Consider the following 17,853-nt stretch of genomic DNA (forward strand, 5'->3'; position numbering starts at 1 on the left):
TATGCCTAAGAAAATTGTAGCCCTAGCTGGTGATGGCATCGGTCCAGAAATCATGGGTGCAGGTCTAGAGGTCTTAGCGACAGTTGCCAAGAAGGTCGGCTTTGACTACGTGGTTGAGGAGCATGCCTTTGGTGGAGCGGCCATTGACCAGGTCGGTCATCCCTTGCCAGACCAAACCTTAGTAGCCTGTCGGACGGCCGATGCGATTTTACTAGCGGCCATTGGAGCCCCTCAGTATGACAATGCGGCTGTCCGTCCAGAACAAGGCCTGCTTCAACTTCGTAAGGAATTGGGGCTCTTTGCTAATATCCGTCCTGTTAAGATTTTTGATAGTTTGAAAGACTATTCTCCTCTGAAAGCGGAGCGCTTGGATGGTGTGGATTTGGTCATGGTACGGGAGTTGACAGGTGGGATTTATTTTGGGGAGCATATCCTTGAAACTGACCAAGCCAGCGATAGCAATACCTATCAGGTAGAAGAGATTGAACGGGTTGTCCGCTCTGCCTTTGACCTAGCCCAAAAAAGACGAAAAAAAGTCACCAGCATTGATAAACAAAATGTACTGGCGACGTCAAAATTGTGGCGGAAGGTAGCGGAAGAGGTGGGCAAGGACTACCCAGATGTGACCTTGGAACACCAGTTGGTAGACAGCGCAGCCATGCTCTTGATTACCAATCCTAGTCGCTTTGATGTTCTGGTAACGGAAAATCTCTTCGGCGATATTTTGTCAGATGAGGCGAGTGTTTTGACAGGAACCTTGGGTGTCTTGCCGTCAGCCAGTCATGCGGTCGCCGGACCAAGTCTCTACGAACCTATTCACGGTTCGGCACCCGATATTGCTGGCCAAGGCATTGCCAATCCCGTCAGCATGATTCTCTCGGTTGCCATGATGTTGGAGGAAAGTTTTGATTTGCAGGTGGCAGGCAAGATTATTCGTCAAGCTGTTGAGCAGACCTTTGACAAGGGAATCTTGACCAAGGACCTTGGAGGCTCTGCTATGACCAGCCAAATGACCGCCCATATAATAGAAGAAATTGAAAGGAGCAGCCTATGAGTGGCCAGTCTATCTTTGATAAATTGTGGGACCGCCATGTGATTACAGGGCAGGAAGGTCAGCCCCAGCTCCTTTATGTGGACCAACACTATATCCATGAGGTGACCAGTCCCCAGGCTTTTGATGGTTTGCGAGAGGCTGGACGTCAGGTCCGTCGGCCAGAATTGACCTTTGGTACATTTGACCACAATGTTCCAACGGTTAATATTTATGATATTCGTGATGTCATTTCCAAGGCTCAGATGGACGCCTTAGCTCGCAATGTGGTGGAATTCGGTATTCCACATGCGCCACATGGATCTGCCAATCAAGGCATTGTCCATATGGTGGGTCCAGAAACTGGTTTGACCCAGCCGGGGAAATTCATCGTCTGTGGAGATAGTCATACGGCAACCCACGGAGCTTTCGGGGCCATTGCCTTTGGGATTGGGACAACAGAAGTAGAGCATGTCTTTGCGACTCAAACCCTGTGGCAGGTCAAACCCAAAAAGCTCTTAGTACGGTTTACAGGTAAGCCGAAAAAGGGGATATACTCCAAGGATTATGTCTTAGCATTGATTGCTAAGTATGGTGTGGCACTGGGGGTTGGTTATGTAGTCGAGTATGTGGGTGAGGCTATTGATGCTCTGACCATGGAAGAACGGATGACGATTTGTAACATGTCCATCGAGTTCGGCTCCAAGATGGGGATTATGAACCCAGATCAAACCACTTTTGATTATCTAGCAGACAAGGAAAAACGCCCCAAAGACTTTGAGGCAGCGGTGGCGGATTGGAAAACCTTGGTATCCGACCCGGATGCAGTTTATGACAAGGTCATCGAGATGGATGTTTCGAATCTAGCACCGATGGTAACATGGGGAACCAACCCTTCCATGGGAGTCTCCTTTGATGAGACCTTTCCTGAAGTTCGCGATATGAATGATGAACGAGCGTATAAGTACATGAACTTACAGCCTGGACAAAGTCCAAAGGATATCGAAATTGGCTATGTTTTCCTAGGTTCTTGTACCAATGCTAGACTTTCTGACTTGCAAGTGGCCGCCAAGATTGTTGAAGGCAAACGTGTGGCAGATCATGTGACGGCAATTGTGGTTCCTGGTTCGAGGCCGGTTAAGTCAGCTGCAGAAGCACTAGGCTTAGATAAGATTTTCTTGGAAGCTGGCTTTGAATGGCGGGATCCTGGTTGCTCCATGTGTCTGGGGATGAACCCAGACAAGGTGCCGACAGGTGTCCACTGTGCATCGACTAGTAACCGAAACTTTGAGGATCGACAGGGTGTTGGCTCTCGAACCCACCTGTGCAGCCCAGCCATGGCCGCAGCGGCAGCTATAGCAGGACGCTTTGTAGATGTTCGTGAATTGGAGGTGGTCTGATGGAAAAGTTTACAATCTACACTGGGACGACCGTTCCACTCATGAATGACAACATTGATACCGATCAGATTTTGCCCAAGCAGTTTCTTAAGCTGATTGATAAGAAGGGTTTTGGCAAGTACCTCATGTATGAGTGGCGTTATCTGGATAACAAATATACTGAGGATCCTGATTTTATCTTTAATACGGCCCCATATCGTCAGGCAACGATCTTGATTACAGGGGATAACTTTGGGGCAGGTTCCTCTAGGGAGCACGCCGCTTGGGCCCTTGCTGACTACGGCTTCAAGGTTATCATTGCAGGCTCCTTCGGGGATATTCATTATAACAATGACCTCAACAATGGCATCTTACCAATCGTTCAGCCCCGGGAGGTTCGGGAGAAATTAGCTACGCTGGCAGCAACTGATGAGGTGACTGTGAATCTCTACCAGCAAAAGATTATCTCACCAGTCGGAGAATTTGATTTTGAGATTGATGCAGATTGGAAACACAAATTACTCAAGGGTCTAGATGATATTGGTATTACATTACAATATCAGGATTTGATTGAGGAGTATGAGGTAAATCGTCCAAGCTACTGGCAAGAATAGAGTCTTTCATTTTATCTTTTATTACTGCGTTAACTCGCTTTGCCGTACTTTAGTACTGTCTGCAGCTCGTTGCCTAGTACTAAAAGCAAACTGAAAGACTCCTACGAAATATTAGAAAACTAGCAGATCGCTCTGCTATGGAACAAAAGAAAAGAGGAAACTATTATGACGAAACAAATTCACTGGGATGGCGCACTTTCACAAGAAGGTTTTGACATTATCAAGGGTGAGGGAGGCGTGATTGTTTGTCCGACTAAGGTTGGTTATATTATCATGACTGCCGACAAGGCTGGTTTGGAGCGGAAGTTTGATGCCAAAGAGCGCAAGCGGAATAAACCGGGCGTGGTCCTTTGTGGTAGCATGGAGGAGCTTCGTGAGTTGGCTCAGTTGACTCCTGAGATTGATGCTTTCTACCAAAAACATTGGGATGAGGACATTTTGTTGGGCTGTATCCTGCCGTGGAAACCAGAGGCTTATGCTAAGTTGCAAGCCTATGGCGATGGTCGTGAGGAGTTGATGACTGACGTGCGTGGGACTTCTTGCTTTGTTATCAAGTTTGGTGTAGCTGGCGAGCAGATTGCTAAGGAAATGTGGGAAAAAGAAGGTCGTATGGTCTACGCTTCTTCTGCCAATCCATCAGGTAAGGGAAATCGTGGTAAGGTAGAAGGTATCGGTGAGCGTATCGCGTCTAAAGTAGACTTGATTATCGAGGCGGATGACTATGTGGCATCTATCCAGCCAGATAAGACCATTGAAACCCGCTATGAGCAAGGGGTTATGGTGTCTATGGTAGACAAAGATGGTAAACTCATTCCAGAACAAGGTGCAGATAGCCGTTCTATCAGCCCATGTCCAGTTGTCATCCGTAAGGGTCTGGACATTGATAAAATCATGATGCACTTGTCAGACCATTTTAACTCGTGGGATTATAGACAAGGGGAATATTACTAAGATAATTGAGAACGATCCGAAAGGGTCGTTTTTTCGTACTCACATAAAAAACTGACCGTAGATTCAGTCAGTTTGGTGCTGTTTGATAAGAAATTGAAGGTTGTCGACTAGCCTTTTCTCGTCTGTCAGTTCCAAGATTTGAAGTCCTTTGTCAATCAATCCCTGTTTGTTTTGGGCTATGCCTAGATAGACATAGGCACGGGCTAGTTGGTCATAGCGCTTTTCCTGCTTGGCTAGGTCCATGAGTTTGGTGCCAAAAAAAGCAGACTTGCTGTACTGTCTTTGTTCCAAGAAAAAATGAGAAAGAGACTGATAGTGTGAGAGTATAGTTGGCTGGATTCGCTTGTAATCCTTGTATTTTTCCAATCGTTTAAGAAGAAGATTGGCAGTTTCTTCAAGGCTATCAAGTGAAGAAATCTTAGACAGAAGAGTACCTACTAAGATAATATCGTTATGATACCAGTTGTCGTATTCTTCTAGTTGGGACCAGAGGAGTTTGGACAGGGTTTCAGCCTCGTCGGAAAGTTGATTGACAGAAGTACTGTTTCGAACGGCTACTACAGTTTCTAAAAGTTGACATTTTCGACGGATAGGAACATCATCTGGTTCTTTTTTCAAGTGGTCCTGGCAACGGTTTATCAAATTCTCCATGGTCTTAGTGGTCGGATTTCTGAGATTATCTATATCGTAGAGCAATTGTTGGCGTTGGCTGGGCTGGTAGTAGTTACAGAGGTATTCAAATTCCTCGAAGGTCATATCTACTTGCTTGAGTAAAAAACGCATGAGCTCATAGCTAGGAATGTTCTGATTTTTCTCGAACCGTGACAAGGTCGCCCGATTGAGATAATTCCCACAAATCTGTTCCTGACTTAAATGCTTGCTTTTCCGAATTTCTCTGTAAACACTTCCGTAATCCCACCGCATAACCTACTCCTTGAAAAAATGTGATTATTTGCAACAAAACGAATTAACTTTATAAAAATAGTATATCATAATGGTATAAAATATACATTAATTTCTATCAAGTAGAAAGGAAAACCGGAAACGATATTCTTGGTAGTAGTTGAGGTATTCAAGAAAAAATCCCATCAGAGAGGACTAGAGAGGTATTTCTAGTCTTTTAAAGTAATAGTATAACCATTTTAAATGGTGCTATCAAACTATAAAGTTAATCTCCTTATTATTGTAAATTATTCAAAGCTTTATCACAGTTAACTTGCTCTGCCATTTCCCTAAGAAAGGAGTTTCTATGCTAAAAGTTCGTGATATCTGTAAATGCTATGGTAGCCATCAGGTCTTGTCCTATGTGTCCTTTGAGCTACAAGCGGGGGACTTGGTTGCCCTAGTCGGTCCCAATGGTGTGGGAAAATCCACCCTCCTGAATATCATCAGCAATACAGAAACAGCTGACCGTGGGTCAGTAACCATCAATGGTAGACCCAATAGTGACCGAGCGATTTTTCAAGATATGTCTGTCATGTTGGACGCCCAAGCCCTTTATCCACAGTTGACGGGTTACGACCATCTTACCTATGTGGCTGCCACCCACAAGCTGGGGAAAAAGGAAGTGGATGCATTGGTGGAAGAATTGGGGATGGGCTACTATGTCAAAAAGCGGGTGGTTGGCTATTCCATGGGCATGAAGCAGAAACTTCTCTTTGCCATGGCTGTCCTTCCCAAGCCCAAGCTTTTGTTGCTGGATGAACCCCATATCGGCTTGGACCCGACCAATATCATCCAGCAGCGGGAATTTCTTCTAAACCTACAAGCAGAAGGGGTTGCCATTTTGCTTTCTTCCCACCATTTGTCGGAGATTGAGAAGCTGACCAATCAGGTTTATTTCCTCAAGGCTAGCAAGTTGATCGCCACAGAAGTGGAGTTGACGGCTGATTATGATTACCATCTTGCTGTGGAAAACTCCAAGCAGGTTCAGGAATTTTTACGGGATTATCCTCAACTCTTGTGGAAAAAGGCAGAGCAGGGTCTGGTGGAAATCTTCTTGCCTGAGCGAGATTTGCTAGACTGTCTGGATCGTATTCCAATCCAGCAGGTGGCTGGCCTTACAAAAGCCAGCGACTATATGGAGTCCCTCTACCGTGATCTCTACGTGGAGGAAGGTGGTGAGAGGACATGAGGCTGAACTTTGAAATCAAGAAAATCCTCTGGTCGCCTCTCTACTGCTTGCTCGTGCTGGGTTTTCTAGGTCTGGCCTACCTTCCCATCTCACAACGCCGAGTCCACCAAGCGACCTATGTGGAAACCTATAAAAAAGAACTAAGTGAATTGGCCAGTGTTTTGGCAGAGATAAAAATTGAGGAGGGCTCAGAAGAAGCACCGCGGATGCTGGGCTTGAAATCCGATATAGAAAGTGTCGGTCAGGCCTTAGATGAGGGGAAGTTTGAAGCTATCCCCAACTACCGCAAACTCATGTATCAGGATTTGGACTATTTTATCAGTCGCAATCGACAGCTTTTTCAAACGCGACAGTCTTTGACCCAAACGGAAGTCGAACGTTTGGCCAGATGGAATGACTGGTTGCTTGCCTACCAATTGCCTGATGGTCCTGAAAATCAAGCTTGGTCAACAGGGCGTATTGTTCAAGCCTACTTAGAAAGTTTGTTTGGTTTTCTTCCTGTATTTTTGGTGCTTGGTTTTCTGCTTGCCAATCAGCTGGCAGAAAAGACACTGGCGCATCAAGTTTGGCAGTTGCGGCAATGGGATAGTCTGAGTTTGCAGGGGATGAGGCGTTTGGTTGCTTCCTTGCTTTCGCTTTTGCTGGCTGTGGGGATAGGTTTGCTCTTTATCCTGGTCTATGATGGGCTGACAGGTCAGTTGGCTGTATCTAGTGTTCAAGCTCCTGTTGAGATTTTGGGTCAGAGTCAGTTGATAGGCTCTTGGCTTTACGGGCTTATCTTGCTTGGTTTTTGGCTGGTCTTGCTTCTAGCTGTTCGCTTACTTTTTGGGTTTTTGGACCACTTGTTAGCCAGTCGGCTGATTTTTGTGGTGACGGGGTTACTGTTGGCTCTGGGTCTTTCCTATCAGGCTGGTGCAGTAGCTGGTTGGTCAGGTCAAGTTTTGCCTTTGCTAGCTTTTCCGAGTTTTTTAGACACAGCTGCATTTTCACAGGTCTTTGTAGAGGTGGATGTCTTTCTCCTGCTGACTATTGGACTTTTCGTTGCTTATTATGTGCTGACAGAAAAGAAAAGGCTGGTCTTGCTAGTTGGTCATCAGAAGGAGTTAGACACAGGGCGTTTGGACAAGGTTTGGTCTTTTGATGTTCTCATCCTTAGTCGGCTTAATTCTTGGAAAGGGCTCGTCTTAGGCAACTTGCTCCTAGCTCTGCTATTTTCCCTACTGACGGGCTTACAAAAGCAAGAGGTTGCCCAGGAGGAGAGGGTTTCGATGGAGTTGGTTGCCCAGTCCTATGAGCAGAATGGGGCATATGTGGAGGTTTTGCAGTCGGAAATCAACCGTCTGAGGCAGTTGGTCAAAGAGGACGTGAGCTATCAGGAGGAGTTGGAGCTGAGGCTTGGTCTCTTGCAAGAATATCGTGTCTATAAAGACCTATATGTCAAGCAGTGGCAGGTTTATCAGGACAATCCTAATGCTTTGCCAGCCAGTCACCTTGCTATGCTGGAGGCAGAGCAGGTCTATCTATGGGCTAGGGAGGAGAAGGCATTTGCCAATGGTGATATTGGGGCCACCCAGACGGTGGACAATCTTCGCCGTTACCAGACCCGCAATCAGGTCAGTCAGTATTACTGGCAGCAGCTGATGGAGGCTGGGGTGCCAGCAACTAAGCGGGGCAAGGATGTCATTTTGCCCAGCTTGGAAAATCGTTTTGATACCAATGATGCCTTGGTTCCAGTAGATGATCCCTCTTGGGACCGTTCCAGAGATTTGTCAGGTATTGGCAGCCTGCGTTCTCTCTTTGATGGTCCGGCCTATTTGTTGGTGCTATTGCTGGCGATTTGGATTGGTAGTCGGGGCAAGGCGGTGGAAGTCGCTGGAAAAAACTGGCGTCTCTATCAGACCCAGCCTGTGAATTTGCGTCAGGTTCTATTTACCAAATGGTTGCTGGGACTGGGCCAGGCACTTGGTTTTACGCTGCTCTTTCTAGCTAGTCTATTCCTAGTCAATAGTCTGGTCGGAGGAATCGGTTATCTGGAAGATGGCCTTATCTTGCTTTCGCATTCGGAAAGAGGGATTTTTCTTGAATTTTTGAGAGGGCAAGAACTCTGGGCTTACTTCCTTCCCAATGCTCCTTATCTCTTGTGGATGGTGCTTGGCTTGCTTGTCTTGGAAATTGTGCTAGTCAGTCTCAATCATCTTTTGCAAATTCGATTTTCCAATCGCTTAGTGGTTTTCATCCTACTAGCTGGTTTGCTGGCTTTGCTGGACTATCTCCTCTTTCAAGACCTGATTTTGGATGGGCAGGAAATTTTTAGGCAGTTAGCTCTGCTATGTTTATAAAAAAGAAAAACTGACCGAAGATTTCAGTCAGTTTCTTATCTTTATTCAATCACCAGCATGCCTTCTTTAACGGCAAATGGGTGTTCTGGGTCAATGCGGTCGTAGAACATGACACCGTTGAGGTGGTCGATTTCGTGTTGGACCACGATGGCATTAAAGCCTTTGAGTTTGATACGGTGTGTTTCTCCATTTTTGTCCATGTAATCAACAGTCACGCGCGCGTGGCGGACTACGTAGCCTTGGACTTCGCGGTCAACAGATAGGCAACCTTCTCCTCCTTCAAGGGCGGCTTCTTGGACAGAATGAGCCACGATTTTAGGGTTGTACATGACCTCTTGGAGAGAGTAGGCTTGGGCAGGTGGATTGCCTTCTTCGTCTTCTGGGTTTGGGACCAAGACAGCAATGATGCGTTTGGAAACATCAATCTGAGGCGCTGCTAGACCAACTCCGCCACGGAGTTTCATTTTCTCCGCCATGACTGGATCCTGCGAATGTTTGAGAAATTGCAACATTTTTTCGCCTAAAATAATTTCCTGATCAGATAGAGGAAATGCAACTTCTTCAGCGACCTGGCGTAGGGTTGGGTGCCCTTCACGGATGATGTCATCCATGTCAATCAAATGGGCAGCTTTTGTCAATCGTTCAATAACAGACATGATTCTCTCCTTTGGATATCGATAAATTAAGTATAGCATGAAATCTAGGAGAATAAAAGTCTCAGTCACCTATCTATTCTGTCTCGAATTTGCTATACTAGTAAAAGACGAACGTTGAAAGGGAGAAAAATGAAAAGAATTTTAGAAAAAGCCAGTTTGCTGGCCCTGTCCACCATGCTGGTTTCGACATTTGCTGTCTCGCCAGCTATTCCACAGATGATTGAGCATTTTGCTCAGGAAGGAATAACGGCTGGTCAGGTAGAAAACTTAATTACGGTGACGTCATTTGCTATTATGGTAGCCCTCTTGATGAATGGCTTGGTTGTCCGTTTCTTATCGGAACGCAACATTATCATTGCAGGGCTCTTGTTAATGGCAATTGGAGGTGCTTTACCGGTGTTTCTAACTGCCTATCCTCTGATTTTGCTGGCTCGCATCTTGCTTGGTTTGGGGATTGGCTTGATCAATGCGCGTGCGATTAATATCATCGGTAATTTTTTCACCGGTCAGGAACGGGTCAAAATGATGGGCTTGCGTGGTTCAGCAGAGGTTTTGGGAAGCGCAGGCTTAACTCTTCTTGTCGGTTGGTTGACTCAATTTGGTTGGCAACCTGCCTTCTTGGTCTACCTTTTTGCCTTGGTCATCTTGGCTCTCTTCCTTCTCTTTGTTCCCAAGGAGGAATTGCTGGCTCGCATGGAGGTAAAGATTGAGGAGAACGCGCCCAAGGTCAAACTGGACAAGCCCATGTGGATGATGGGCATTTATCTGGCATTCTTAGCCTTCTTTGTTATCAATGTCAATACCTTCCTGACCATTCGTATTCCTCAGATTGTTTTAGCCAAGGGCATCGGTACTGCTCAGCAAGCCAGTCTTATTCTCAGTCTTATGCAGGTCATGGGGATTGTGGCAGGGACGGTCTTTAGTAGCTTGGTTGGTCGTTTGAAGGGCTGGCTTTTAGCTGTTTCCTACGTGGTCTTTGGACTAGCGGTTGTCGGCATTGCCTTTGCGGATAATCTCTGGGTGCTGGGACTCGGTGGCATGGTGTCAGGATTTTTCTACAGCATCATCCTAACCATTGTCTTTAGTCAGGTAACAGACCGTGCACCCAAGGCCTTGCTCAATGCGGTCATGACAATCGTCCTTATGGGCTGCAATATCGGCGGTGCGACATCTGCTATCTTGCCGACTTATCTGGAAAGGCTCAATCCTACCCCAACAGGTGCCTTTGGGATTTACGCCATCGGCTGTGCTTGGATAAGTGCAGGCTTGATTTATAAACAAATTCGTAAATAGAAATAGGAAATGTCATGCGATTAGATAAATTTTTGGTGGACTGCGGTGTCGGCAGTCGGACCGAGGTCAAAAAAATCTTGAAAAGCAAGCAAGTCACGGTCAACGGACAAGTGGAGACGTCGCCCAAGGCTCAGATCGATGAGCAGGCTGACCAGATAGCAGTTGCAGGTCAAGGATTGACGCATGAAAAATATGTCTACTATCTACTCAACAAGCCCAAGGGCGTCATTTCGGCGACAGAGGACGACAGGCATCGGACGGTTTTGGATTTGCTGGATGACACGGATCGTCACAAGGAAGTTTTTCCAGTTGGGCGACTAGACATTGACACCCACGGACTCCTGCTCTTGACCAATAATGGTCCTTTGGCTCATGTCATGCTGTCGCCCAAGAAACACGTGGATAAGATCTATCAAGCTCAGATTGACGGAATCATGGATGAGGCAGATAGGCTTGCTTTTGAAAATGGGATTGAGCTGAAAGATTTTGCCTGTCAACCAGCCAAGCTGGAGATTCTTGCCCTAGATGAGGAAAAAAATCAATCTACCGTCCGCATCACGATTCGAGAGGGCAAATTTCACCAGGTCAAACGTATGGTGCAGGCGCGTGGTAAGACGGTTACGGATTTACAACGCTTGTCCATGGGACCCTTGCGCTTGGATTCGCAATTGGCTCTGGGAGATTACAGAAGGTTGACAGTGGAGGAGTTGACCAGTTTGGAAGGATTCGGAGTGGAGCTGTAAACTCTGTGGCTTCTATGCCTACTTTGAAGTAAATGAAAAAAATCTGCTCACTGGCAGATTTTTCTTTATCCCAAAATAATGGGATGGAGATAGGTCAAGAGGGTAAAACTGATGAGGGCATAGAAGATGGCGTAGCGGATGGCTTGGATAGGTTTGTGGAAACGGATGAGAGCCAAAGCGCACCAAACAATCAGAACGGTAATGAACCAACCTGATAGGAGTCGCAGGGGTGTTGGTCCGTAGAGGTAGATATAGATGCCAAACAATTTCCAAGCGGCTAATAGGGCAAAGAGACTGGCGCTGATAAAGACCAAGGTCAGGAGCAAGCGGGTGCTTTTTCGCTCCCAGAGTGGTTTGTCCGCAAAGATATAGGCCCCTGCTAAGACTGCAAAGTTGACCAAGCAGACCCGGACCAATTGCCAAAAACCTGTAACGGCAACTGTCGAGGCAGTCTGAGGAGAAATGCCATTGAGTGCCAGCAAATCCCCAATTTCGGTCAAACTGGTGACGAAAAAGAGCAGGTAGATGGTCAATAAACTGCCCAGTAGGAGATAGACAGACAGGGTAGGAAAGATACGTAGCGGTTTCAGTTGGTCCTGAAATTGCGAATAGGTCAGTGATTTTTTCGGATAATAGAGCAAGCTGCCAGCTACCAAGCCGAATAACCAAGCACCGACAGGTAGAGAGAAGATAAAGCGTCCGAAAAGGAGATTGAAATCCCAGCCAGAAAGCAAACCTTGAATGAAATTGTCAATCCATTTCCCGAGGTCGCCAGTTGCTAGAGAGAAGGTTTGTGATACCTGCGACAGCTGCTGCCAAACAAAGTAAACAAGGAAAAAGGTGAGAATGGAGCTGACAGTTAAGAGAAGGATAAAGCGGAAGCGGGCAAGTGATTGTCCGGTCTGTTCTGGTTTATCTTCTTTAAAAGTCGCAAAATGCAGGCGAAGTAAGAAGTGTTTGAAGGGCAAGAGGATAAAACCTTGTAGCACATCATACCAGAAGAGAACACCAATTCGTCCTTGTGCCAGCCAACCATTTCGTGCGAGAACATAACAGACGAAACTGGTGTGGAGAGCCAGTAGTTGTAACATCTCAATCGATTCGCGAAAGTCCCAAATCGATAGGGCTAAGGCTTGCAGCAGGCAGGAGCTGGCAAAGATGATACTTTCTAAGTTAGGCTTGTTTAATCTTTTTTCCGTGGATAAAAATTGTCCGAGCTCCACCAGCGCTATCATTCCCAAGCTAAAGAGAAGGAGAAGTCGAGGCTGGTAATCGAAGAAAATATAGATATAGAGATAGGCCAGTAGGTAGCTGAGCCAGCGTCCAGTGTTAAAGACCTGTCTTTCAGCCGGAGTCAGCTGGGCAATCCGGTTCTTTGTCGGGGAAAGAGCGGGATTGATTGGGGAAATGGTCTGGTCAGAAATGCTTTTAACCTTCATGTTCATCCTCCTCATCGGGGACATATTCTAAAATATCCCCCGGTTGGCAGCCCAATTCACGGCAGAGGGCATTTAAGGTCGAAAAACGGATGGCCTTGGCCTTGTTATTTTTCAAAATCGACAGGTTGGCAGGCGTCAGCTCAATCAATTCTGCCAGACGACCGGCGCTAATCCGCTTTTGAGCCATAATAATATCTAAATTGATTTGTATCATAAGCCCTCCTTAAATCGTATAGTCAACTTCATCTTGCAGTTCGACGGCTTTACCAAAGGCATTGCGAACAACGCGCATGACCAAGGTCAAGGCGAGACCAGCAACTGTAATTAAGAGCATGGGCACGTAGCAAGTGACCCCCAGACCGAATGAAATCAGGGTAGCAAGCGCCATTTCCCAGCCCAAGACTTGTAAACTGCGGACATTTTCTGCGACGAATACTTGATTTTTCCCGATGCGCGCCACCAATTGGTAGAGATGGAAGAGGAAAATCAGCGCCAAAAAGCCCAAAAGATAACCGAAAATCAGCAGGGTCAGGTAGCGCGTGTCTCCTTGGAGCAAAGGAGAAGGGTAGATGATAACCAAATCAACTACCCATGTACCCGTGCACATGAGCAGGATGGAGGCCAAGAAGAGAAGGATTAAACAAGTTTTGGTCAGACTGATACTCCAGTCTTCATAGGTCGGATGTGGTTGTGACATAAAAACTCCTTTGTGATTTTTCTCTAGCATACCACAGAATTTATCGAATTTCAATAAAAAAATAATGAAAAATGATATATTTTTATTAAAAAAGGATAAAAAATAAACAGAGCAAGTCGTATAGGAAGCTCTGCCATTTGCCAAAACAAAAGAAAAAAATCGGTCAGAACAACCGATTTCTAGTTTAAATATCTGCTGGTGCAAAGACGACCTGTCCATTTTCAAAACGGTCAATTCTAGCCAGAGATGTGACAGGAACGCCGGCATCAATGAGCAGTTGACGCCCGTCTTGGAAGGATTTTTCGATGACAATGCCGACACCGACCACGGTAGCGCCCGCTTGCTGGATAATGTCAATCAAGCCCTTGGCTGCCTGTCCGTTGGCCAAGAAATCATCGACAATCAGCACCTTGTCCTCTGGACTGAGGAATTTGCTAGCGATGGAGACCGTGCTGGTGACTTGCTTGGTAAATGAATAGACTTCGGCGGTCAAAATGCCTTCGGTCATAGTAATATTTTTATGCTTTTTAGCAAAAATCATCGGAACTTCTAAACTTTCTGCAACATAGATAGCTGGTGCAATACCTGAGGCTTCGATGGTGACGACCTTAGTAATGTCCTTGGAGCGATAGGTATCTGCCAAGACCTGCCCCATTTCTTTCATCAAGCGAAAATCAACCTGATGGGTCAAGAAAGAATCGACCTTCAAAATCGTCTCGCCCAGCACATTTCCATCTTTGAGAATACGTTCTTCCAATGCTTGCATACTATATTCAACCTCGTAAAATCTTTTTTGGTATTATAACACGTTTTTCGAAATAGAAAAAGGAAAATAGGAACATTGTGAATAAATAATAGTTTAGAAAGAGAGTTTTAGCTTAAAATCCGAATGATTATATATGGTTTTTTAAAAATATATTGTAAAAACGGATAGTTTTTGATAGAATAAACCATCTATTTTATGAAAAAGAGGTTATTATGTCCAAAGAACAGACACATGAAGTCCAATCAGACATGCTCTACGGGATTGAAGAAAAGCCACCTGTTGGGGTTGCGATTTTGTTGGCCCTGCAACATATTTTAGCAGCTTTTGCAGGAATCATCGCAGTGCCTCTTGTCGTTGCAAGTGCCTTGGGATTATCGGTAGAAGATACGTCTATTATGGTATCGGCTTCAATCGTTGTTGCTGGTATTGCCACCATTTTGCAATCGAAAGGTATTGGCCCAGTAGGTTCACGTGTCTCTGGTATGATGGGGACGGACTTTACCTTTGCCAATCCAGCGATCAGCGTTGGTAGTCAGTTGGGAATTGCTGGTATCGTGGGTGCAACCATTGCTGGTTCATTTGTAGAAATCATTTTGAGTCGTTTTGTGAAACCCTTGATGCGTTTCTTTCCGCCATTGATTACAGGAACTGTTGTTTCCCTCATTGGTATTACCCTCATGCCAGTTAGTATGGACTGGGCAGCTGGTGGAGCTGGCGCTTCAGACTATGCTTCTGTTGAAAATATCAGTATTGCCTTTACCGTCTTGGTCTTTACCTTGGCTTTAAATCATTATGGTAAAGGAATGCTGAAAACAGCCTCTGTTTTCTTTGGGATGGTTTTTGGTTACATCTTGTGTATTTTTCTTGGAAAAGTTGATTTATCGGCTGTTGGAGAAGCAGCCTGGTTTGCTCTTCCTAAAATTTTCCATTACGGTGTAAAATTTGACCTATCTTCCATTCTAGCCTTCATTCCAGCCTATGTCGTATCCTTGATTGGTACAGTCGGAATTATGATGGCCATTGGAGAAGCCTCAAATCAAAAGATTTCTTCTGAGCGGGCAGCAAATGGTGTTCTGGCAGACGGAGTTGGTTCCTTGATTGCTGGTGTTTTTGGGGCTGGTCCAAATACAGCCTTCTCACAAAACGTTGGCCTCATTACTTTGACAAAAGTTGCTAGTCGTCATGTTATGATTCTTGCGGGTATTATTCTTACTTTACTTGGTGTCTTTCCAAAATTATCTGCCTTGATTTCCATCATGCCCCAACCTGTTCTTGGTGGTGTTGGCATTATCATGTTTGGTTTGGTAGCTGCCCAAGGAATTAAGACTCTTGCAACGATTAAAATTGGGGACCGTGAGCTCTTGATTATTTCCATTGCCTTTGCGCTTGGGATTGGAGTGACCGTTCGTCCAGAATTATTGAGTCATCTGCCATCAGCTCTTCAAATGGTCTTCTCATCTGGTATTTCAACAGGAACCTTGGCAGCTCTCTTACTTAATGTTGTTTTGAAAGAAAAATAAGATGAAATAGGCTATCCTCGTGATAGTCTATTCTTATAGATAGTTATAATTTTTTGCTATTGGCCGAGAGAATTTGGTTTTGGTATACTAGGAAGAAACGACTATTGGAGGAATTTATGTCAGTAGAAGAATGGAAACAAGCACCGATTGCGATTTTGGGAGCAGGTGCGGTTGGAAAGGCTGTAGGAGCGGATTCTAAATTGGCTGGGAATCGTGTGCATTTATTTGACTTGCCGGAATTTGCAAAAGATACACTAAAGAATATAGAAAAAACAGGGATTACCTTGACAGGAGGACAAAATAGTCTTTACGGTTTTGAACGTAGCGGCCGTGCCTTTTTTGATCTGGTGACAGACCGCATTGAAGAGGCTGTTGCGGGAGCTAAAATTGTCATTGTGGCGGTGCCGTCCATTGCCCATGACCAATTTTTTGAAGCCTTGGTGCCTGTCTTAGAAGATGGGATGATTGTTCATATCATTCCAGATAATTTTGGCAGTTTGAAACTTCGTAAGAAGATGAGAGAGTTGGGTTGTCAGAAGCAGGTGATTGTCGGTGGCTGGACCAGTGCCCCTTATGGAGCCCGAATTGTCAGGGAGGGCGGGGTCATGACGCCTAAAATCGAGTTAAAATATCGGGCCATTACGCTTCGGGGTGCAGCTCTGCCCATGACCGACCAAGAACTCTTCCTAGAAAGTTCGCAGGCGATTGGAGCTTTTGATGCCATTACGGAAGGGGATGGTGTGACGGGCGGACAGACCGTTTTGGATGTTGGTTTTAGCAATGTCAATCCAGTCCTGCATTGTCCTGGTACGATTTTGGGAGCTAGCGTGATGGAGAATTTTGGTCGGATTTTCGGTGGAAATGATCCGCTCCAGTACTCGATCTATTCGCACGCTTACAGTGAATCCGTGGCAGAAGTGCAATATGCCTTCTATCTAGAACAGGTGCAGCTGGCGGAGGCGATTGGTGTTGATTTGCTTCGTTATCCCAAGGAGAATTTTTTGTCGCGGACCAGTATTTTGGGTCCAGAGTATATGGGTGATGACTGCATTGTTCCCTTCGACCAGCAGTTTCCGATGGCTTATGGGACTGGCCCCTTCACCATTCAGGACCGCTATGTGACAGAGGATGTGCCTGTTGGTTGCCATATCTATCATGAATTAGGTAAGAAATACGGGGTGGCCACTCCAGTTATTGATAGTATGATTGTCTTGGGCTCCGTCATGACAGGTCGAAAATTTTTTGAAGAAGGCTTGACCTTGGAAGACTTGGATTTGGCCCATTTGAGTAAGGAAGAGACCTTGGCTTACTTGGAAACAGGACTCTTTCGAGAGCGGGAGGTATAAATGACACATTTCAGAGCGAGTATTGAGAATGCAGGGCAGCTGGACCAGTTTTATCAGGTGCAGGATGCTTCTGTGGCAGGATTTTCCATTGGAATTATTACCATTGACTTTAACTATGTCAAATTACCGGGCAATGTTGCCAATGCGACCACCTTTTCTTTCCCAGTTGTCTATGAGGACATTGTTTTGGAAATAGAAGACCTCTTCAATGGTGAGGAAAAATTGTTGGATATGGTCATTGAGGCGGCAAAGAAGCTGGAGAAAAAGGGTGTGCGGGCTATTGTTGGTGCCTGTGGCTACTTCAATCATTTTCAAGAGCAGGTGCGGGATGCGGTAGCGGTTCCTGTCTATCTGTCCAGCGTTCTTCAGATTCCCTTGATTAAAATGGGGCTCAAGCCAGACCAGAAGATTGCGGTTCTGGTAGCAGACGGAGAGGGGGCCAATGCAGATTTCTTCGCCAAGGCCAATGCCTCTATTTCAGACTGTATTGTCAAGGAAATTGGTAGCTTGGAGAGCTTTGCTCCTATCCGCTACAACAAGCCTTATCTGGACAACGGTCGCTTGAAGGCGGATCTAATCGCAGTTGTGCAGGAATTACGTGCCAATCATCCAGAAATTGGGGCGATTTTGCTGGAATGTAGTGACCTGCCTCCCTATGCGGCGGCTCTCCACCGAGCAACTGGCCTGCCAGTCTTCGATTTCACCACCTTGATTAACTGGGTGCATTCGGCAGTGGTCCGCAGGGAATTTTACGGGTATATGTGAGGAGAAAAGATGGTCAATAATATTGACTATCTTACTTTTTCTGGTAAAATAGTAATACTTAACAAAAATCAAAAATAGCGATATGATAGTATTATGACAAAAGAATTTACCCAGACACAAGTTGAAGAATTAAAGCAAGCACTTAAAAACAAAAATAATGCTCCGCATCATAGAAAAATAC

General features: G+C 45.6%; 17 protein-coding genes. 11 read left to right on the forward strand and 6 right to left on the reverse strand.

The window, feature by feature from the left end; genetic code table 11:
- Position 1 precedes the first annotated feature (1 nt).
- The 4 genes from leuB to ACVC7T_RS05520 all read left to right on the forward strand — a co-directional run bounded on the left by leuB (position 2) and on the right by ACVC7T_RS05520 (position 3,974).
- Complete coding sequence (gene leuB, locus ACVC7T_RS05505; RefSeq protein ID WP_172094773.1) at positions 2-1,054, forward strand: 3-isopropylmalate dehydrogenase; 1,053 nt, start codon at positions 2-4, stop codon at positions 1,052-1,054.
- The gene (gene leuC, locus ACVC7T_RS05510) at positions 1,051-2,430 is read left to right on the forward strand and encodes a 3-isopropylmalate dehydratase large subunit (RefSeq protein WP_447262598.1); all 1,380 of its coding nucleotides are present in this window, start codon (positions 1,051-1,053) and stop codon (positions 2,428-2,430) included. The genes leuB and leuC overlap by 4 nt, the downstream gene beginning before the upstream one ends.
- Positions 2,430-3,023 (forward strand): 3-isopropylmalate dehydratase small subunit, encoded by a 594-nt coding sequence (gene leuD, locus ACVC7T_RS05515; RefSeq protein ID WP_447262599.1) that lies wholly within the window; start codon positions 2,430-2,432, stop codon positions 3,021-3,023. The genes leuC and leuD overlap by 1 nt, the downstream gene beginning before the upstream one ends.
- A 165-nt stretch (positions 3,024-3,188) precedes the next feature.
- Positions 3,189-3,974, forward strand: a complete 786-nt coding sequence (locus ACVC7T_RS05520; protein ID WP_014638675.1) for an L-threonylcarbamoyladenylate synthase — start codon at positions 3,189-3,191, stop codon at positions 3,972-3,974.
- Between the two features lie 63 nt (positions 3,975-4,037).
- On the opposite strand, the gene ACVC7T_RS05525 is transcribed toward ACVC7T_RS05520, so the two are convergent.
- Positions 4,038-4,898, reverse strand: a complete 861-nt coding sequence (locus ACVC7T_RS05525) for a helix-turn-helix domain-containing protein (RefSeq protein WP_105160289.1) — start codon at positions 4,896-4,898, stop codon at positions 4,038-4,040.
- Between the two features lie 325 nt (positions 4,899-5,223).
- Here ACVC7T_RS05525 and ACVC7T_RS05530 point away from each other — a divergent pair, with 325 nt between their 5' ends.
- Both ACVC7T_RS05530 and ACVC7T_RS05535 read left to right on the forward strand, forming a co-directional pair.
- On the forward strand, positions 5,224-6,108 hold the full coding sequence (locus tag ACVC7T_RS05530) for an ATP-binding cassette domain-containing protein (protein ID WP_105160290.1): 885 nt from the start codon (positions 5,224-5,226) through the stop codon (positions 6,106-6,108).
- On the forward strand, positions 6,105-8,447 hold the full coding sequence (locus ACVC7T_RS05535; protein WP_447262600.1) for a hypothetical protein: 2,343 nt from the start codon (positions 6,105-6,107) through the stop codon (positions 8,445-8,447). The genes ACVC7T_RS05530 and ACVC7T_RS05535 overlap by 4 nt, the downstream gene beginning before the upstream one ends.
- Before the next feature lie 41 nt (positions 8,448-8,488).
- Here the strand turns inward: ACVC7T_RS05535 and def are convergent, their stop codons facing one another.
- Positions 8,489-9,103 (reverse strand): peptide deformylase, encoded by a 615-nt coding sequence (gene def / locus ACVC7T_RS05540; RefSeq protein WP_105160292.1) that lies wholly within the window; start codon positions 9,101-9,103, stop codon positions 8,489-8,491.
- 129 nt (positions 9,104-9,232) lie between these two features.
- On the opposite strand from def, the gene ACVC7T_RS05545 reads away from it, so the two are divergent.
- Together ACVC7T_RS05545 and ACVC7T_RS05550 are read left to right on the forward strand one after the other, a co-directional pair.
- Entirely contained in the window at positions 9,233-10,396 is a 1,164-nt protein-coding gene (locus ACVC7T_RS05545) for an MFS transporter (RefSeq protein ID WP_105160293.1), read from the forward strand.
- Between the two features lie 14 nt (positions 10,397-10,410).
- Complete coding sequence (locus ACVC7T_RS05550) at positions 10,411-11,139, forward strand: pseudouridine synthase (protein ID WP_105160294.1); 729 nt, start codon at positions 10,411-10,413, stop codon at positions 11,137-11,139.
- A gap of 65 nt (positions 11,140-11,204) precedes the next feature.
- Here ACVC7T_RS05550 and ACVC7T_RS05555 read toward each other — a convergent pair whose 3' ends face one another.
- From ACVC7T_RS05555 to ACVC7T_RS05570, 4 genes are all read right to left on the reverse strand, one after another.
- Positions 11,205-12,578 carry a DUF4153 domain-containing protein gene (locus ACVC7T_RS05555; RefSeq protein ID WP_172094780.1) on the reverse strand — a complete coding sequence of 458 codons (1,374 nt, stop codon included), beginning with the start codon at positions 12,576-12,578 and terminating at the stop codon, positions 11,205-11,207.
- Entirely contained in the window at positions 12,568-12,792 is a 225-nt protein-coding gene (locus tag ACVC7T_RS05560; protein WP_105111283.1) for a helix-turn-helix domain-containing protein, read from the reverse strand. Before ACVC7T_RS05560 ends, ACVC7T_RS05555 begins: the two co-directional genes overlap by 11 nt.
- 9 nt (positions 12,793-12,801) lie before the next feature.
- The gene (locus ACVC7T_RS05565; protein WP_105160296.1) at positions 12,802-13,275 is read right to left on the reverse strand and encodes a DUF2975 domain-containing protein; all 474 of its coding nucleotides are present in this window, start codon (positions 13,273-13,275) and stop codon (positions 12,802-12,804) included.
- Between the two features lie 184 nt (positions 13,276-13,459).
- Positions 13,460-14,041, reverse strand: a complete 582-nt coding sequence (locus ACVC7T_RS05570) for a xanthine phosphoribosyltransferase (RefSeq protein WP_447262601.1) — start codon at positions 14,039-14,041, stop codon at positions 13,460-13,462.
- 212 nt (positions 14,042-14,253) lie between these two features.
- Here ACVC7T_RS05570 and ACVC7T_RS05575 point away from each other — a divergent pair, with 212 nt between their 5' ends.
- The 3 genes from ACVC7T_RS05575 (at position 14,254) to ACVC7T_RS05585 (ending at position 17,672) form a co-directional block, all read left to right on the forward strand.
- Positions 14,254-15,561 carry a nucleobase:cation symporter-2 family protein gene (locus tag ACVC7T_RS05575; protein WP_447262602.1) on the forward strand — a complete coding sequence of 436 codons (1,308 nt, stop codon included), beginning with the start codon at positions 14,254-14,256 and terminating at the stop codon, positions 15,559-15,561.
- 116 nt (positions 15,562-15,677) lie between these two features.
- The gene (locus ACVC7T_RS05580; protein ID WP_257117120.1) at positions 15,678-16,907 is read left to right on the forward strand and encodes an NAD/NADP-dependent octopine/nopaline dehydrogenase family protein; all 1,230 of its coding nucleotides are present in this window, start codon (positions 15,678-15,680) and stop codon (positions 16,905-16,907) included.
- A complete protein-coding gene (locus ACVC7T_RS05585; RefSeq protein ID WP_105160300.1) occupies positions 16,908-17,672 on the forward strand; it encodes an aspartate/glutamate racemase family protein in 765 nt (254 codons plus the stop codon).
- Positions 17,673-17,853: the final 181 nt, after the last annotated feature.

It is taken from the genome of Streptococcus sp. P25B114 (assembly GCF_053010325.1).

What these genes read in the sequence shown, in the direction of transcription:
- leuB (WP_172094773.1), top strand. Translation starts at nt 2, where the DNA reads ATGCCTAAGAAAATTGTAGCCCTAGCTGGTGATGGCATCGGTCCAGAA.
- leuC (WP_447262598.1), top strand. Translation starts at nt 1,051, where the DNA reads ATGAGTGGCCAGTCTATCTTTGATAAATTGTGGGACCGCCATGTGATT.
- leuD (WP_447262599.1), top strand. Translation starts at nt 2,430, where the DNA reads ATGGAAAAGTTTACAATCTACACTGGGACGACCGTTCCACTCATGAAT.
- ACVC7T_RS05520 (WP_014638675.1), top strand. Translation starts at nt 3,189, where the DNA reads ATGACGAAACAAATTCACTGGGATGGCGCACTTTCACAAGAAGGTTTT.
- ACVC7T_RS05525 (WP_105160289.1), bottom strand. Translation starts at nt 4,898, where the DNA reads ATGCGGTGGGATTACGGAAGTGTTTACAGAGAAATTCGGAAAAGCAAG.
- ACVC7T_RS05530 (WP_105160290.1), top strand. Translation starts at nt 5,224, where the DNA reads ATGCTAAAAGTTCGTGATATCTGTAAATGCTATGGTAGCCATCAGGTC.
- ACVC7T_RS05535 (WP_447262600.1), top strand. Translation starts at nt 6,105, where the DNA reads ATGAGGCTGAACTTTGAAATCAAGAAAATCCTCTGGTCGCCTCTCTAC.
- def (WP_105160292.1), bottom strand. Translation starts at nt 9,103, where the DNA reads ATGTCTGTTATTGAACGATTGACAAAAGCTGCCCATTTGATTGACATG.
- ACVC7T_RS05545 (WP_105160293.1), top strand. Translation starts at nt 9,233, where the DNA reads ATGAAAAGAATTTTAGAAAAAGCCAGTTTGCTGGCCCTGTCCACCATG.
- ACVC7T_RS05550 (WP_105160294.1), top strand. Translation starts at nt 10,411, where the DNA reads ATGCGATTAGATAAATTTTTGGTGGACTGCGGTGTCGGCAGTCGGACC.
- ACVC7T_RS05555 (WP_172094780.1), bottom strand. Translation starts at nt 12,578, where the DNA reads ATGAAGGTTAAAAGCATTTCTGACCAGACCATTTCCCCAATCAATCCC.
- ACVC7T_RS05560 (WP_105111283.1), bottom strand. Translation starts at nt 12,792, where the DNA reads ATGATACAAATCAATTTAGATATTATTATGGCTCAAAAGCGGATTAGC.
- ACVC7T_RS05565 (WP_105160296.1), bottom strand. Translation starts at nt 13,275, where the DNA reads ATGTCACAACCACATCCGACCTATGAAGACTGGAGTATCAGTCTGACC.
- ACVC7T_RS05570 (WP_447262601.1), bottom strand. Translation starts at nt 14,041, where the DNA reads ATGCAAGCATTGGAAGAACGTATTCTCAAAGATGGAAATGTGCTGGGC.
- ACVC7T_RS05575 (WP_447262602.1), top strand. Translation starts at nt 14,254, where the DNA reads ATGTCCAAAGAACAGACACATGAAGTCCAATCAGACATGCTCTACGGG.
- ACVC7T_RS05580 (WP_257117120.1), top strand. Translation starts at nt 15,678, where the DNA reads ATGTCAGTAGAAGAATGGAAACAAGCACCGATTGCGATTTTGGGAGCA.
- ACVC7T_RS05585 (WP_105160300.1), top strand. Translation starts at nt 16,908, where the DNA reads ATGACACATTTCAGAGCGAGTATTGAGAATGCAGGGCAGCTGGACCAG.